Here is a 16281-nt window from a genome sequence, read left to right as displayed (position 1 = left end):
AGCGGGAGCATACATGTCTTCGAGTGTCCAGTTTTGGCTTGAGAGTTTGAATGGCGCACCGCAGGTGCTGGAGCTCCCAACGGACGTCCCCCGTCCGGGAGTTCCGAGTTTCCGGGGCGCCCGGCATAGCTTCTCGATCGATGCTGACGCGACCGCGCGGTTGACACGTTTTGGTCAGGAGCGAAATGCCACCCTGTTCATGGTCGTGTTTGCCGCGTTTGCCGTCGTGCTCGGCCGATATAGCGGCCAGCGCGACCTGCTGATCGGCGTTCCCGTCGCCAATCGGCAGCGTGGCACCGAGGATCTGGTCGGCTTGCTGACAAACACATTGGTGCTGCGGGCAGATCTATCCGGCGATCCCAACTTCGATACGGTTCTGGCCCGCGTGAAGCGCGCATCGCTGGGCGCTTATGCCCACCAGGAAATGCCGCTGGAGAAGCTGATCGAACTCTTGCAACCTGCACGCGATACGAGCAGGCAGCCCTTGTTCCAGGTGATGCTCAATTTCGTTGACATCGATTTCTCGGAGCAACTTCCAAGCGGCTGGGAGGTTTTGTCGGGGCATCAGGATGTCGCGCAATTTGATCTGACGTTGTATGTCACCAGGCAGGACGGCGGCCTCCAGCTTCAGGTCGAATATGCGACGGATCTCTTTGCTGACGATACAGTTCAACGCTTTGCCCAGCATCTGCTGACGGTCCTCGGCAGCGCCACTGCCGACCCGAAGACCAGCGTCTGGCTGCTGCCGATGCTCACGGAGCGGGAGGAGCGCCAATTGCTGGTCGAATGGCAAGCGCCGGCAGCTGACTATCCCACCTCGCGCTGCGTGCATGAACTCGTTTCGGAGCAAGCCGCCAGGACGCCGGCCGCGATCGCGTTGGAGCACAATGGCAAGACTCTCAGCTATGCGGAGCTGGAGAAGCGCTCCAACCAGTTGGCGCACTTTCTCATTAAGTCGGGCGTCCGGCCGGAGACGCCGGTCGGGCTCTGCCTCGAGCGCTCGCTTGACTGGGTGATCAGTCTGCTTGCGATCCTGAAAGCAGGCGGCGCCTATGTCCCGCTCGATCCCAGCTATCCGAAAGACCGAATAGCGTACATCCTCGACCTTGCTCTGCCCCGCGTGGCAATAGTTGAGCATAGGAAGGCTGGGCCTGCGCTCGATGCGCTGGCCGCAAAGTCCGTCAGCCTGGTGGTGTTGGGGGAGCGCAGTCACGAAATCGACGGCTGTATCGATCTTCCGCCGCGGGTCGAGATCAACCCGAACAATTTTGCCTACGCATTCTTCACGTCAGGTTCGACCGGAGCACCCAAGGGAGCATGCGTTGAACACGAAGGTTTTACGAACCACGTTTTTTCGAAGATCGATGTTTTGAAGCTCACATCGGACGATTGTGTTGCTCAAACATCGTCTGCCTCTTTTGACATCTGCCTCTGGCAGGTCTTTGCCGCCCTGGTCTGCGGCGGCCGCGTGTCGATCATTGACAGCCAAGTGATTGCAGATCCGCATGCATTGGTTGCGGAATTTGGAAGAACCGGTGTTTCTGTTTTTCAGCCTGTTCCGTCTCTTCTAAGGATGATGGTTGATGGTGCGGGTTCTGCGATCGGAAAACTTTCGCGCCTTCGTGTCATCGTTCCAACTGGCGAGGCGCTCTCGCCGGACCTGTGTCAAAAGTGGTGGGATATTCTACCGTCGGTTCCGATTGTGAACGCTTACGGAGCCACCGAGACGTCGGATGACTTCACTCATTGCAGAATAACAGAGCCGCCGCCGAGCCACGATGCGGTACCGCTTGGAACACCAATCGCCAACAGCCGGGTGATCGTGGTTGATCGACATGGCGAACTGACGCCAATCGGAGTGCCTGGCGAAATCTGCGTAGCCGGCGTGGTGGTCGGACGGGGTTATCTTGGCAACGCGCCGATCACGGCAGAGCGGTTTGTTCCCAGTAGATATGCACCGGGACAGCGCGTGTACCGAACGGGAGACATGGGCCGTTGGCGTTCGACGGGTACGCTGTCATTCTTGGGGCGCGTCGATAGCCAGGTCAAGTTGCGCGGCTTTCGTGTGGAACTCGGAGAGATCGAAGCTCATATCAAGGCTGACGCGGCGGTGAACGACGCTGTGGTGATCGTCAGGGAGGATGTACCCGGTGATCAACGGCTGGTCGCTTATCTGGTTTGGAGCCGTCCCGAAACCTACGTCAATTCTCTCGCGGGAGTTCTACGAAGCAAGCTTCCCGCCTATATGGTGCCGGTTGCATTTGTCGTTCTGCAATCGATGCCCCTCAATTCGAACGGAAAGCTCGATCGCGGGAGATTGCCAGCCCCGAACTACGCCGCCGACGTCGGCGAGTGCCATCTGCCGGGACGCAGCGCAGAGGAAGAAATACTCTGCAACATTTGGGCCCAGTTGCTGGGGCTGGAACGAGTGTCCCCCAACGACAATTTCTTTGAGCTTGGCGGTCATTCGCTGCTCGCGGCCAAATTGCTGACGAAGATGCGAGCCGTGTTCGGTACAAGCATTGGCTTGCGAGACGTGTTCGCAAATCCGACGCCAGCCCAAATCGGTCGCCTCATCGCGAGATCACCGCAAGCCGAACGACTTGCGATTCCCAAGAGAGAGAACGACGCTAGCGCGATTTGCTCGTCTGCCCAGCAGCGGCTTTGGTTCCTGCATGACTACGATCAGAACAAATCCGTCTACAACATAAATCTAGCGTGGCGGCTCGTTGGAGAGATCCGGATGGAGGCCCTGCAGCAGGCTGTCGATCGCGTCGTGCAGAGGCACGAGAGCTTGAGAACGACGTTCGACTTTGAGGGCGATGCTGTCCGCCAAATGATTGGCAACGGCAAGTATCCAAGGATTGCGATGGCGGACCTGTCGGGCCAGGCCGACGCGGAATTGGCTCTCGATCGCTGGATGACAAAAAATGCGGAGGCGCCATTCGACCTCAAGAATGATTGCCTTCTCAGAGTTGGTCTGGCGCAACTTGCGCCGGAGACGAACGTGCTGCATCTGTCGATGCATCACATCATTTCCGATGGTTGGTCGGTCGGCATATTCGAGGAAGAGCTGAGCCGGGCCTACAACGAGTATGCTGCAGGGATACAGGCCGAGTTCGCCGACCTGCCCATCCAATACGGTGACTATGCCGAATGGGAGATGGGGCGTCTGACGGGATCGGGATACGCAGCCAGCCAACGCTATTGGCTCGAATATCTCAAAGATGCGCCAACGCTGCTCACTCTGCCGAGCGATCTGCCGAGACCCGCGGAGTCCACTTACGACGGAGAACAAGTCCGGTTCTCATTTGGCGCCGAGCTCTCGGCCAGTCTTCGTTCGCTTGCCAAGGCCTGCGACGCGACGCTATTTGCGGTTCTCATGAGCGGCTTTAGCTTGCTGCTGTCCCGCCATTTCGATGAAAAGGATATTTGTATCGGCTATCCCGCCGCAAACCGGGAAGTTGAGGGCACGGGAAGCTTGATCGGCTTCTTTGTCAATACGTTGGTATTTCGTTCGAAGATCGACGAACGTATGAGTGCGACCAAGCTGGTTCGACATGTTCAGGACGCGTTGCTCGTGTCCCAAGAGCATGGGTCTTTTCCATTCGAGAAGATCGTGGAGCTGAAAAACCCTCAACGGAGCAGCAGTCATTCGCCAATTTTCCAAATAATGTTCGCGTTCAACAATACGGCTCGACGTGCAATCAAAATGCACGACATCGTCGCCGAAAAAGTTGAGCATGATAGCCGCTTATCGAAATTTGATCTGACGCTCGAGATGGATGGCGCGGAGCCCGAGCTTTCCGGCGCGTTTCGGTACAAGCGAGATCTGTACGCTAGCTCAATGGTTCGAAAGCTGTCGGCCCGCTTCGAGGCGTTGCTCGATGCGCTGACTCGCAATCCCGAGCGCCCGATAGTTCAGCTTTCGCATATTCCTCAAGCTGAGACCGCTGCGCTCATGGAGATCGGGAGTGGTGCTCGGAGCAGCTTTCCCAATCACTTCGTGGACGAGCTGATAAAGGCGCAAGCGGACCGAGATCCGGGCAAGGTGGCCGTTGTGTTCAACGAGTCAAGCTTGACATATGGCGAGTTGGATCGCGCGTCATCTGTGATTGCCAGGGAGTTGGCGCAGAAGCTGCCGGCGGGGGTACGAGTTGTTCCGCTGCTGATGTCGAGCGGCGTAAACATCGTAGTTGCCATGCTGGGCGCAATCAAGGCCGGAGTGGCGTTCGCGCCCCTGGATGCGGCCTGGCCGGATTTGCGTTTGAGCCAAATCATCGATGACTTTCACGGGAAGTATATCTTGGGAGACTGCGTCACTCAGTCCAATATTGAGAAGCTGGGCGCAATCGCAATCTTGGTCGATTCTCTGACTGCATCGGCCGATCAAGCCGAGGCGCCCCAAGTAGATCGCTCCCTCGGTGACACCATGTATGTCATGTTTACGTCGGGATCGACCGGCGCCCCGAAGGGCGTGATGGTGAACGGCGCCGGTGTAAACAATCGGCTCGCCTGGATGAATGAGCAGTTCGGAAAAGCGGCTGCTCAGAGCGTCATACAGACGACCCGTCTCACATTCGATAGCTCGATTTGGCAGATCTTTTGGCCGCTCATCAACGGCGGTCGAACGATTTTGACACCCGTCAATTTCTCGTTCGACCCGGGGATTCTCCTGGATCTAATCCGACTGCACAGGGTGTCATTCATGAACTTTGTGCCGTCAGTCTTTAACGTCTTGCTGGAAGCACTTTGCGCCGGCGAGGAAGCAAAGCTGGCTCTGACCTCGCTGAACACCGTGATTATGGGCGGCGAAGAGATGCGGCCGCGAGATGTCGCGCGATTTAGGAATGCTCATCCTCACGTAAGGGTCTTCAATGTATATGGGCCCACGGAGGCGACGATAGGGTGTCTGTTTCACGAGTTTCGGGGAGATCAAGGTGCTGCACGTGTTCCCATTGGTCGGCCAATCGCGAATACGCAAGTCTACATACTCGATGACGGATTGCGCCCGGTTGCCCAGGGTGTAGTAGGCCAGCTCTATATCTCGGGCGTCTGTCTGGCAGACGGTTATCATCGCCAGTCTGCCCTTACGGCGGAAAAGTTCATACCGAATCCGTTCGGCCCGGCTGGTAGCAGAATGTACGGTACCGGCGACCTGGTCCGGATCACTGATGCGGGAGCGGTCGAATATCTCGGGCGAAACGATTGGCAAATCAAAGTGAGAGGAATGCGCATCGAGCTGAGCGAGATCGAAAGCGCAATGCGCACTCACGCTGCAGTCAAGGATGTTGCCGTTGTGCTGCAGAAGAATGGATCGGTTGGCCAGCAGCTCGTTGCTTATGTGGTCATAAGAGACGAGTACACGGTGCTCGATGTGGATGAACTTGGGAAGCACGCACGTCGCTTGATTCCTGCCTACATGGTCCCCGCTGAAATTCGGCGCCTGTCGGCTCTTCCTCTCACCCCGAACGGGAAATTGGATCGAAATCGGCTGCCCGTGGATTCCGTCCCGTCCTCGAGCGCAAATGGCGGGAGATCTCGACCTGGTTCTGGCACCGAGGAATTGGTCAGTTTCGTTTGGGCGGAGCTTCTGGAGAATCCGCGTTTGGGCCTGGACGATGATTTCTTCGCGCTCGGTGGTCATTCGCTTCTTGCTGTCCAGGTCGTGCAACGCATTCGCTCTGTGTTGGGCTTCTCTGTCCCTGTTGCGGAGCTCTTCCGAAATCCCACGGTACGAGCATTTTCTGCGGCGCTGAACGACTACATTCCGGTTCGAGCCAACGGAATGATTGAAGTGAGGGACTCCGGTGGCTCCGAAGCCTTGAGCCTGGTCCATGATTTTACCGGCCTTGCAAATTGCTTCTTCGGCCTCTCGAAAGGTCTTTTGCCAGAATACACTTTGCTTGTTTTCGAAGCAGCCATGAACCAGGGGACTGCACCTTCCACGATCGAAGAGCTGGCGGACTCGTACATTGAGGCGATGAGCTCCCGTGTAACCGGAGTGGTCAATATTGGTGGCTACTCGTTCGGGGCGCTGGTTGCGTTTGAGATGGCGCGTAAGTTGCGAGCGGCCGGGCGCCAGGTGGGGACCGTTTTGCTCATCGCGCCGCCCTTGAGGATTGGTGACAAACAAAGACAGAATGGTCGACGCGACGTCGATATTGAGATTGAGGCCCAGAGGGCGCTCGAGTCGGCCTTTCGTGTCAGCTCGGATGGAGCAAAACATCTGAAGCTTATCAGGGAGGTCGCCATCCGACATATCGCTGCGGCGGATAAGTACGAGCCCGGCTTTTTGGATGCGGAATGCGTGTTGCTCCAACCAGAGGCAGACGCCGGGGACCCCGGTATCTGGGCCACGCTCTGCGCGCGTCTCCGTCAGGTATCGATACCCGCGGGCCACTACGAGGTCTTTCGAAGCTCTCATATTGAGGGCACGAGCGACGCAATCAACTCAATCCTGCGGCAGAGTCGTTCCGGAGACAGTGATGCAGAGCATACTGCGACGCGGTAGTGCGCTATATGCCGGCTTGGGCCCCGGTGTATTCACATTGGCCGGCTTTGCGCTGTTGAATGCGCTTTCAATGTCCAGCAATTCGTTCCTCTCGCTGTATCTGACTGCGCATCGACACATCGAGGCAAGTGTTGTGGGGCAACTCATATCGCTGCGAGGTCTCGCAGCGATAGTGGGAGCTTACATAATTGGATACGTCATTGATTATGGAGGGCCGAGGAAGACCCTTGCGGCCGCTTATGTTCTCTGCGCAGCAGGCTACCTGACACTCGCGACCTCCGGCACCGCTGCGGTTGTCGGAGGCGCGCTAGTTGCCGTGGCATTGGCGAGGACCGCGTTCAGGCCAGCTTATAACGTTCATTTGTCTTCGATTACCGCTGAGAGCGACCGGGGGCGCGCTTACTCGCTGTTCGTAATGGGGCTTAACGGCGGGAGCGCGTTGGCGTCGTCGATCGGAGGAATGATCATGAGCATCGTGCCGGCTGCGGTGTTCATGTGGGATGCGGCTCTGTGTTTGGTCGCTGCATCAGTTGCGGTGGTGCTTCTGCGAAGCCAATACCCTGTCCCTGAGCAGAAGCAGGCGCAGGTGCTGGAGGAGAAGTCACAACGCGGCACCAGAAACGAGTTCCTGATACTTTGTGCGCTGTACTTCTTCATTGAGATTTCGGAAAGCCTATCCTTCTTCGCGTTGCCAATACGCATCGTCAACGAGCTGGGGTACAGCCCAAACATCTGGGGCTACATGATGGCTGCCCTGGGCATCTCGGTGTTTTCGCTGAGCCTTTTGGCCTCCAACTATGCGAAGCGACACGACCAGAGATGGGTTATCATGATTTCGTGTATCGCGATGTGCCTTGGGTTGGCCGTCGCCGGCCTTGCAAGCTCCTCCGCGTTGTTGGCGCTGGGGTGGCTGGCGTTCTGTATAGCCCAGGTCTTTGTATACCCTGCGCTGATGCAGCGACTGTTATCGACCATCGGTGACAACAACAAAGCGCGTTCAATCTCGTTCTATTATTCGTGGTCATCTGTGGCTGCGACGGTAGGTCCATTGCTGGCGGGGTGGGCCATCTCGGATCAATCGGCCGTTCGAGTCCCCGTGTTCTGTGCGCTAGCCGCGGGTGTGTGCGGTATCCTGGGTGCTCTCCTGCTATCCAGCAAACATAGAAGTGAGTCCGTCGTGACCTAGCTCTTTCCGAAGCCTCACTGAGGCGCGGAATATTTTCCTTTGGTCGCCGCGTGGATGCAAAGCTGCCATAATACAATCATAGAATGAATCATAAGGATGGTGTCGCGGCTTCGCTTGCGCGGATTGCCGTTATCGCAGGAGACGAAATGACTCGAGCCGACCTGTATTCTGCGGATAGTGGTGCCGAGTTGCGTGACCGGGCATGCCGGCTTCGATGTTTCACCGAAGAAGATGCTCGGGATGTAGCGTCAACTGCCGTTGCGAACGAAGTCTCACATGTCGCAGCTCCATCCTCGTTCAAAGCTCAACCGGCGATGAACGCGACGGCGCGAGCTGGCCTCATCAATATCGCCTTCCGCGAACTCCGTGAGGTTAGCCTGTGGTTGTTCGGCCTTAACGCTGTCGCGTGCGTCAGCCGCGGAGGAGCATTGCAATGACTATTCCTTCACTCGAGTCGCTCATCCAGGATGATGTCTTCTACGAGCTCCCGTTGCCGGGAACTCAACTGGTCGTCCAGCTGAAGTTGGAAGGATTGAACCCGGCCGGCTCGATCAAGTTCAAGACTGCTCTGGCCATGATCGGAGATCTGGAGCGATCCGGAAAGCTGCGCGCGGGCGCGACGATCGTAGAGTCGTCGTCGGGCAACCTCGGTCTGGCCCTGAGTCTGCTGTCTGCCTCCCTGAGCTTCCATTTCATATGCGTGTGTGATCCCAACATATCGCCCGACACCAGTCGCCTGATTGAGGCGCATGGCGGCATTCTCGAACCAGTCACAGAACTTGATGCGAATGGCGGCTTTCTTGGTACGAGACTCGCTCGCGTCGCGAAGATAGTGCGCGAGGTGCCAAATTGCGTTTGGACGAACCAGTATGCCAACCCGGCGGCGAAATGGGCGCACCACCGCTGGACTGGTCCCGCCATTCGACGAAAATGTCCTCGCATAGACTACTTGTTCGTCGGCGTGGGGACTTCCGGAACTGCCATGGGGTGTGCCGAGTACTTTCGGGCGCATGCTCCGCATGTACGCATTATTGGAATCGACAGTGTCGGCTCAGTGACCTTCGGTCACCAGCCGCAACGACGATATCTCCCTGGCCTCGGTGCAAGTCAACGGCCCCCGCTCTTCGACGCAGATCTGATGGACGACCAGGTCATGGTCCCGGAAGCCGACGCCGTGCGGGCTTGCTGGCAATTCCAGCGCGAGCACGGCTTCTTGCTCGGCGCGTCCAGTGGAACTGTCATGGCCGGCATCCAAAAATACGCTGATCGCATCCCTCCTGGTTCAACGATCGTCGCGATCTCCCCAGACTTCGGAGATCGCTACACCTCTACACTCTACGACTCTTCATGGGTCCTAGAACGTTATCCTGAACTCGAGCAACCGCATCTTGATCGAAAGATTGCATGAATCCCGGAGGAGGCTTGAAGATGAACGCGTCCATGATCCAGCCGCAGCCCACGTTCTCCGTCGTTGGAAGCGACTTTATCCGCAACTACGTCGCCGAAAACGTCGAGAATCTCGTCGAGATCGTAAGGGCAACATATCTAGCGCATCGTCGGGGGAGCACGGTCAATCCGGACAGTTACTTCCTGCGATTTCCCGATCAGCCGACCGCGCGAATTATCGCGCTCCCTGCGGCCCTCGGAGAGCAATCGCCCATTGCCGGCATCAAATGGATTTCGAGCTATCCTTCCAATCATGAACGTGACCTGCAGCGAGCTTCGGCGGTTCTGATTCTCAACGACTACAATACGGGCTATCCCTTCGCCTGCCTTGAGGGATCGATTATTAGCGCCGCACGAACGGCGGCGTCGGCGGTAGTGGCCGCCGAGCAACTGCATCCGTCTCCGAAACAAATTCGGCGGCTAGGGGTCGTCGGTGCTGGGCCGATCGCGCGGATGACCTGCGAATTCCTGCTGCGGATCGGGTGGCAGATCGGTGAGATGCGCGTGCATGATCTCAATGCCGAGCGTGGCAAATCGCTTGTGGATCACATGAAGGCGGCCTGGACCTTGACGGCCGAATTCGAGCCCGACAACGCCGCGATGATCGCGGGCAGCGATCTGGTGCTCTTTGCTACGACTGCCCCGACGCCATACCTAGGGAATCCTGGTCTATTCGAGCACAACCCCACCGTACTCCATGTTTCTCTCAGAGATCTTAGTCCCGAGATCGTGCTGAGCTGTCAAAATGTGGTCGACGATATCGAACATTGCCTCAAGGCAAATACCTCGGTGCATCTAACGGAGCAGAGCGTCCGACATCGCAACTTCATCGCGGGGACCTTGGCCGATATTCTTGCCGGCGTGCTACGACCCGATTTGGATCGTCCTCGGCTCTTTTCACCGTTTGGGTTGGGCGTGCTCGATCTGGCCGTTGGAGCGGCGATCTACCAGGCGAGCGTTGGTGACAAAATGGATCGGCTCGTCCCCGGCTTTTTTCCTCGCACGTTGGACTTCGCCGGATCGTCCAATTGAACCGGCACTTCGATCCATCTTCCCGTTCGTCAAGGTAACGTGAGTAGAGGCAATGGAACTTGAAAAGTCGATCAGAAGAATTGGCCGAAAAGTCTGCTTTGCGCATTCCGCTTATCACATGCATGTCAAGTTCGAAGAGCGCAAAACGGGAATCTCCAGCTTTCAGGTGAGATCCGTCGAAGAATTGAAGGAGCATCTATCGGAGGTGGACGTCGTCGTAATATCGATGATGTGGAGAAATGAACTCCTGAGGGACGCGCCAAATCTCAAATATATACAGTCGATCAGCTCCGGTACGGATCACTTCGACAGGGGAGCCCTACGGGAGAGGGGGATTCGTCTGGCGAGCGCGTCTGGAGCGAATGCGAATGCCGTAGCCGAACATGCCATGGCGTTGATGCTCTCCCTCCGACGCCATGTTCATACAGGACGCGACAACCAATCCGCAAAGTTGTGGCGCGGGATGATTTCCGATCTCGACAGCCGGGAAGACGAACTGGCCGGTAAAACCCTTCTGGTCGTTGGCTACGGTCGGATCGGATCACGGCTTGGGAAGATTGCAAAGGCGTTCAACATGAATGTGATTGCCGTCAAGCAGGACGTGTCAGTTGGAGCTGAATCGGCCGATGAAGTGTACGATAAAAGCCGCTTGTTTGAGTTGTTGCCTCGAGCGGACGTCGTAGCGCTGACCTGCCCGCTGACCAGTGAAACGGAAAATCTCATTACCGCATCTGCATTGCGTGCCATGAAGCCGAGTGCGCATCTGATCAACGTCGCACGAGGGAAGGTGGTTGACGAAGGTGCACTCATCGCTGCCCTGGAGTCGCGATCGCTGAGGGCCGCGGGGCTTGACGTTACCCGCGAAGAGCCGCTGCCCCCCGAATCTCCGCTGTGGCGATTGCCAAACGTCCTGATCACGCCTCATACGGCGGCCGAAACATGCGCTTATGAGGACAACGTGATCGATATTCTGATCGAAAACCTGTCGAGGCTTGGGCGAGGTGAACAGACGCTTCGCAATCAGGTGGTTTGATCCGTCTTCAGAGTGATCTGCTACCGTCCTCTTACGTTCGGTCGGCCGCCCAGTTATGCGCAGTCATTTGGCTTGGGCTGGGCGGAGCCGGTTGCTGCCGTCGAGCTTAGGTTTTGGCGCCGAGTCGCTGAAGCGGGCAAGCTTGCGGATCTCAATTCCAAATGCGTATCGGGCTCGACGAGTTGTCATGAAAGCTGCACAACATGACTGACCAACCTCCTACAACGCGGCGCGAGCTTGTGGTGCCAGCGGTCCTCCCAGATCGGCGATCTGTGCTGAAAGCAGCGCTTGGTGGCACCGCGTTGCTGTCGACACTTGGCTCGAGTGAAGCGCAAATGTCGCACGCTTTCTTGGACGGCTATAAGCCTCTCTATTTCAGCACGACGGAATGGGCGTTCATTCGTGCGGCCTGTGCGCGGTTAATCCCATCGGAGGGCGAGGGCCCCGGCGCTCTCGAGGCACGAGTTCCAGTCTTCATTGACACGCAGATGGCGGGAGATTTTGGCAAAGCGTCGGACTGGTACATGCTTGGCCCCCACGAGCCCGGCGCCAATCCCCTGCTCGGCTTTCAATCGCCCTTGACGCCGGCACAGATCTATCGCCAGAGCATCGCGCTCGTCGACGAATGGTGCACGGAGCAAAAGGGTAAGGCCTTTGCGGAGCTTGGTCCCGATTTACAGGACGAAGTTCTCAGAGATTTGCAGGCAAGGAAAATGCCGCTCAAGGCGGAGCTGCGCGACTTCTTCGTGCTCCTCCTCCAGAACACGAAGGAAGGTTACTTCGCGGATCCGATCTATGGCGGCAATTACCGAATGGCCGCCTGGAAATACATAGGCTTCCCTGGCGCTCGCGGTGCGTATCTTGAATGGGCAAACGACAAGGGCGCTCCTTATCCGCTCGGCCCCGTTTCCATTTCGGGCGACAGGGGATGACGATGGCGCGCAGACAGAAAAAGACGGATGTCGTTATCGTCGGGCTGGGCTGGACCGGCTCCATTCTGGGAATCGAGCTTGCCAACGCCGGCCTGAAAGTACTTGCGCTCGAGCGCGGCGCGGATCGCGATATGATACAGAATCTCGCGTATCCGAAGATGATAGACGAACTGAAATACGGCGTTCGTCACGGTCTGATGCTGCGGCCCGCCGACTCAACCGTGACCATCCGTCATTCACTACGGGACACGGCTCTGCCGTATCGTTCGCTCGGCAGCTTCCTGCCCGGAAACGGTGTCGGCGGAGCGGGCGTGCATTGGAATGGTCACACTTGGCGAGCGTTGCCGGAAGAGCTCCGGCTGAAGACCTACGTCCTGGAGAAGTTCGGTGCGAGTGTCATCCCGGCGGGCATGACCATTGAGGATTGGGGCGTGACCTACGAGGAGCTTGAACCCCACTTTGAGCGGTTCGAGTATGTCTGTGGCATTTCAGGACGGGCCGGCAATCTCGGCGGATCAACACAGGCCGGCGGAAATCCGTTCGAGGGGCCGCGCAAACGCGACTATCCGTTGCCGCCCCTACCAACGCTCTTGAACGGCAAGATATTTGGCGATGCCGCAAAAGCAATGGGCTATCACCCGTTCCCGCTGCCGGCGGCGAACCTCTCCGATGCCTACACCAACGAATATGGAATGCAGCTCGGACCGTGTAATTTCTGCGGATTTTGCGAGCGCTTCGGTTGTATCGGCTACTCGAAGTCTTCGCCGCAGACCTGCATTCTCGGCGCGTTAAAGCGCAAGTCGAACTTCAGCTACCAGACGCGTTCAGAAGTATTACGCGTCGAACTCGCGTCGGACAGGAGGACGGCGACCGGAGTGACCTACATTGACGAGAAAGGAGAGGAGATCTTCCAACCCGCCGATCTCGTCATTCTGGCAGCCTATCAGTTCCACAACGTACACCTTCTGCTGCTGTCGGGGATCGGCAGGCCGTATGTGGCGGAAACCGGAGAAGGTGTCGTGGGCAAGAACTATGCTTACCAAATGACAGGCGGTACCAGCCTATTTTTCAAAGATTTGAATTTCAATCCGTTCGTGGGTGCGGGCTCGAGCGCGATGGTGATTGACAACTTCTCCGTAGGTCAGATCGACTTCGGAAAAGAAGGGTTCATTGGTGGCAGCTATATATCCAGCGGTCAGTTCAACGGCCAGCCAATTCGCTCGATGGCGCTACCGTCTGGTACGCCGACCTGGGGGGCAGGCTGGAAAAAGGGTATCAGGGATTGGTATGGCCACTCCATGAGCATTGGCTCGCATGGCTCGAACATGTCCTATCGGGACTGTTACCTCGATCTCGATCCGACCTATCGCAACAAGCACGGTCAGCCCATGCTGCGTATGACATTCGACTGGAAGCCAAATGACATTCGTATGACCCAGTTCATGCGCTCCAAGGTCGAGTCCATCGCGAAATTTCTGAATCCAACGAGCTGGGTGTCCGGGTATAAAGGAGACAGTTCGCATTACGATGTCCGTCCCTACCAAACAACCCATACGGTCGGCGGCGCAATCATGGGTATCGACCCAACGAAGAGCGCGGTGAACCGCTATCTCCAAACTTGGGATGTCCACAACGTGTTCGTAATGGGCGCCAGCGCCTTCCCCCAGAACCTGCAATACAATCCCACGGGTACCGTCGGCGCTCTAGCCTACTGGTCAGCGCATGCGATCAAACACGACTATCTGAGAAACCCCCGTCCGTTGGCCTGAGCCGAGGAGCATGGCATGAGAGCGCTTGTTCGCATCATTGGCGGGCTCATCGTTCTCGTAATTGTCATACTCCTTGGTCTGATGCTCATGCCGATGCATCGCACCGCAGCGGTCACGAACTTGCCGGCAGGCTACGAGCCTCCGGCGGGAGCCGGCGAGCGGGTCGCGATCGCGGCCGATTGTGCGGCGTGCCATACCGCGCCCGGAGGCAAGCCTTTCGCGGGTGGGCGCGTGGTCGAAACGCCAATCGGCAGAATCTACGCGAGCAACATCACGCCTGACAGAAAGACCGGCATCGGCAATTACACGCTCGATGACTTTCGCGCCGCCCTCTATGACGGTCTCAGGAGAGATGGCGTGCATCTCTATCCGGCCATGCCCTATCCGAGCTATCGTAAAATGACGGAAGAGGATGTCCGTGCACTCTACGGCTACTTCATGAATGAGCTGGCACCGGTGGAAGCGTCAGTTCCGGAAACCCGTCTTGCCTTTCCGTTCAACCAGCGTTGGGGCATCCGGCTCTGGGACTGGGCCTCGTTGCCGCCGGCGGGATTCAGGCCTTATATGCGTAGTGCCAAGCTCGACCGCGGCGCGTATCTCGTTGAAGCCTTGGCGCATTGCGGCTCCTGCCACACCCCGCGCAACGGCTTGACTTTCGCCGAGAAGGGTTACGAGTCCCGCTCCGCCGACTTTCTTACCGGAGGTGTCATCGGCGCCTGGCCGGCCCCCGATCTGCGCGCCAGGGACAGCGCGGCCCAACGCTGGAGCGACGAGCAGTTGGCCGCCTTGCTTGCCAGCGGCCGGAACGAGACGGCTGGCGTTTCGGGCGAGATGGCGCTGGCTGTCGAGCATTCGCTGCAGCATCTGCCCAAAAGCGATATGGAGGCGATCGTCTCTTATCTCAAGGCGATCAAGCAGGATCGCCCCATCGCCGACGCAAGCGCACCGCGCAGCACGCCTGCTCCGACCGCCCAGCAATTGGCCAGCGCCTCTCCCCAACTTGGACTCGGCGCAAGGCTCTATCTTGATAATTGCAACGCCTGTCATTTTGCCACCGGCAAGGGCGCCAAGAACGTATTCCCCAACCTCGACGGCAACGCCGTGGTGACGGCAAAGCAACCGGGCGGCTTGATCTCGCTCATCCTCAACGGCGATGCGATACCGTCCACAAGCGAGCGTCCGGAGCGGCTTGTCATGCCGGGCTTCGGCTGGCGGCTGAACGATGATGAGGTCGCTGCACTTGCGACATTTGTTCGCCAAAGCTGGTCGAATGCTGCGCCAGCCGTGACCACGGCAGACGTGGCGAAGCTGCGAGGGGCAGTCAACACCACACCGTGGTAGTCAGGCCAAGCGGTGTCGATAGCGGCTCCGGATAGCCCGCGGTGCGGATCGGCGCACCCGAATTGGCCTGTGGGCCATAAGCCGGTCATCGGCATCTTTTGGTGGTGCAAAGCGGACCTTCGAACACTCAAGTTGCAGAGGGGTCCAAGAGCGGACCAAATCGGGCCACTGCGCGCTTAATAGGCGCTTAACGCTTTTGCGCAACAGATGGATTACCAGCGCGGAATTAGTCCTAGTTACAAGTGCGAGCCGAGCTCCCAGGGAGGGAATCGGATGGGACTGCTTTTTGTTGGAGTGCTGGCAGGAGTCCTGATCGGCTTTGGCTGGTTCGCGCCTTCCCGAGGGTATTTCCTTGGGTGTGAGTCACGACCCTGTTTCGACCGGGTTGCGGTCGCCCGACCCGCGCAGCCACCGCCGACGGCATTGGCGCCGAATCCCGTGATCGTCAAATCGAATTCTGCAACTCCGGGAAGGTCCGGCAAGAAATCATCTCCAAAGAAGAGCAAATCGGTCGACCTCGCCAAAGCGGCGTCACCGCGGACGAGGATCAGCGTCCCGGCATCCGAACGGCCTGCGGAAGTATCAGATCCTGTCCTGGAAAAGGCGAAGGTCACCATCGCGACGAAGATGGAGGAACCAGGATCGGCCGAATTCACCGAAATGAAGCGCACGATGCGAAAGAACACGCTTGGACGCCCCGTGGATACGATTTGCGGGCGTGTGAAAGGAAGAAGCGCATCAGGCGGCGAGACCGGAGAGAGACCGTTTCTTTATCTCGTGAAGGAGGATGAAGCATATGTCGTCGACGGCAAGTCGGGGTCGGCGGCGTCAACGGCCTATCGAAATATCTGCAATTAGGGAATGCGTCGACTGCGTCACCGCGCGGTACGCGCCGAAATGATTTGAGCGGAAAGAATTTCCACCCAGGCGTCAGGTAAACCCGCAGTGGATAAGGCACTGCGGTGGCACTGCGCCGCTCTCATGATGATCATTCAGGATGAATGCAGCAGCAGGGGAGAAGCAATAGG

The 16281-nt window shown here is 57.8% G+C and carries 9 protein-coding genes; all 9 read left to right on the top strand.

Annotated elements, in window-relative coordinates:
* The first annotated feature begins 13 nt into the window (after nt 1-13).
* The 9 genes from IQ16_RS30765 (at nt 14) to IQ16_RS46680 (ending at nt 16111) form a co-directional block, all read left to right on the top strand.
* Entirely contained in the window at nt 14-6514 is a 6501-nt protein-coding gene (locus IQ16_RS30765) for a non-ribosomal peptide synthetase (RefSeq protein WP_145831927.1), read from the top strand.
* Nucleotides 6489-7700 carry an MFS transporter gene (locus IQ16_RS30760; RefSeq protein WP_018643952.1) on the top strand — a complete coding sequence of 404 codons (1212 nt, stop codon included), beginning with the start codon at nt 6489-6491 and terminating at the stop codon, nt 7698-7700. The genes IQ16_RS30765 and IQ16_RS30760 overlap by 26 nt, the downstream gene beginning before the upstream one ends.
* 433 nt (nt 7701-8133) lie before the next feature.
* Nucleotides 8134-9108: a 2,3-diaminopropionate biosynthesis protein SbnA gene (sbnA, locus tag IQ16_RS30755; protein WP_018643953.1), complete on the top strand. Its 975-nt coding sequence runs from the start codon at nt 8134-8136 to the stop codon at nt 9106-9108.
* A gap of 20 nt (nt 9109-9128) precedes the next feature.
* Nucleotides 9129-10178 carry a 2,3-diaminopropionate biosynthesis protein SbnB gene (sbnB, locus tag IQ16_RS30750; RefSeq protein ID WP_020607933.1) on the top strand — a complete coding sequence of 350 codons (1050 nt, stop codon included), beginning with the start codon at nt 9129-9131 and terminating at the stop codon, nt 10176-10178.
* 52 nt (nt 10179-10230) lie between these two features.
* Nucleotides 10231-11211, top strand: coding sequence for a D-2-hydroxyacid dehydrogenase (locus IQ16_RS30745; RefSeq protein ID WP_051123002.1), 981 nt, complete (start codon nt 10231-10233; stop codon nt 11209-11211).
* A 335-nt stretch (nt 11212-11546) separates the two neighbouring features.
* Nucleotides 11547-12143 carry a gluconate 2-dehydrogenase subunit 3 family protein gene (locus tag IQ16_RS30740; RefSeq protein ID WP_018643956.1) on the top strand — a complete coding sequence of 199 codons (597 nt, stop codon included), beginning with the start codon at nt 11547-11549 and terminating at the stop codon, nt 12141-12143.
* Between the two features lie 2 nt (nt 12144-12145).
* Nucleotides 12146-13912, top strand: coding sequence for a GMC family oxidoreductase (locus tag IQ16_RS30735; RefSeq protein WP_026312139.1), 1767 nt, complete (start codon nt 12146-12148; stop codon nt 13910-13912).
* 15 nt (nt 13913-13927) lie between these two features.
* Nucleotides 13928-15253, top strand: a complete 1326-nt coding sequence (locus IQ16_RS30730) for a cytochrome c (protein WP_026312140.1) — start codon at nt 13928-13930, stop codon at nt 15251-15253.
* Between the two features lie 273 nt (nt 15254-15526).
* Nucleotides 15527-16111: a hypothetical protein gene (locus tag IQ16_RS46680; protein WP_244635919.1), complete on the top strand. Its 585-nt coding sequence runs from the start codon at nt 15527-15529 to the stop codon at nt 16109-16111.
* Nucleotides 16112-16281: the final 170 nt, after the last annotated feature.

Source organism: Bradyrhizobium huanghuaihaiense, assembly GCF_007830635.1.
GTDB lineage: Bacteria > Pseudomonadota > Alphaproteobacteria > Rhizobiales > Xanthobacteraceae > Bradyrhizobium > Bradyrhizobium huanghuaihaiense.
Note: the sequence above shows the minus strand (reverse complement) of the source record. Positions and strands in the feature narration are given on the sequence as shown.

What these genes read in the sequence shown, in the direction of transcription:
- IQ16_RS30765 (WP_145831927.1), top strand. Translation starts at nt 14, where the DNA reads ATGTCTTCGAGTGTCCAGTTTTGGCTTGAGAGTTTGAATGGCGCACCG.
- IQ16_RS30760 (WP_018643952.1), top strand. Translation starts at nt 6,489, where the DNA reads ATGCAGAGCATACTGCGACGCGGTAGTGCGCTATATGCCGGCTTGGGC.
- sbnA (WP_018643953.1), top strand. Translation starts at nt 8,134, where the DNA reads ATGACTATTCCTTCACTCGAGTCGCTCATCCAGGATGATGTCTTCTAC.
- sbnB (WP_020607933.1), top strand. Translation starts at nt 9,129, where the DNA reads ATGAACGCGTCCATGATCCAGCCGCAGCCCACGTTCTCCGTCGTTGGA.
- IQ16_RS30745 (WP_051123002.1), top strand. Translation starts at nt 10,231, where the DNA reads ATGGAACTTGAAAAGTCGATCAGAAGAATTGGCCGAAAAGTCTGCTTT.
- IQ16_RS30740 (WP_018643956.1), top strand. Translation starts at nt 11,547, where the DNA reads ATGTCGCACGCTTTCTTGGACGGCTATAAGCCTCTCTATTTCAGCACG.
- IQ16_RS30735 (WP_026312139.1), top strand. Translation starts at nt 12,146, where the DNA reads ATGGCGCGCAGACAGAAAAAGACGGATGTCGTTATCGTCGGGCTGGGC.
- IQ16_RS30730 (WP_026312140.1), top strand. Translation starts at nt 13,928, where the DNA reads ATGAGAGCGCTTGTTCGCATCATTGGCGGGCTCATCGTTCTCGTAATT.
- IQ16_RS46680 (WP_244635919.1), top strand. Translation starts at nt 15,527, where the DNA reads ATGGGACTGCTTTTTGTTGGAGTGCTGGCAGGAGTCCTGATCGGCTTT.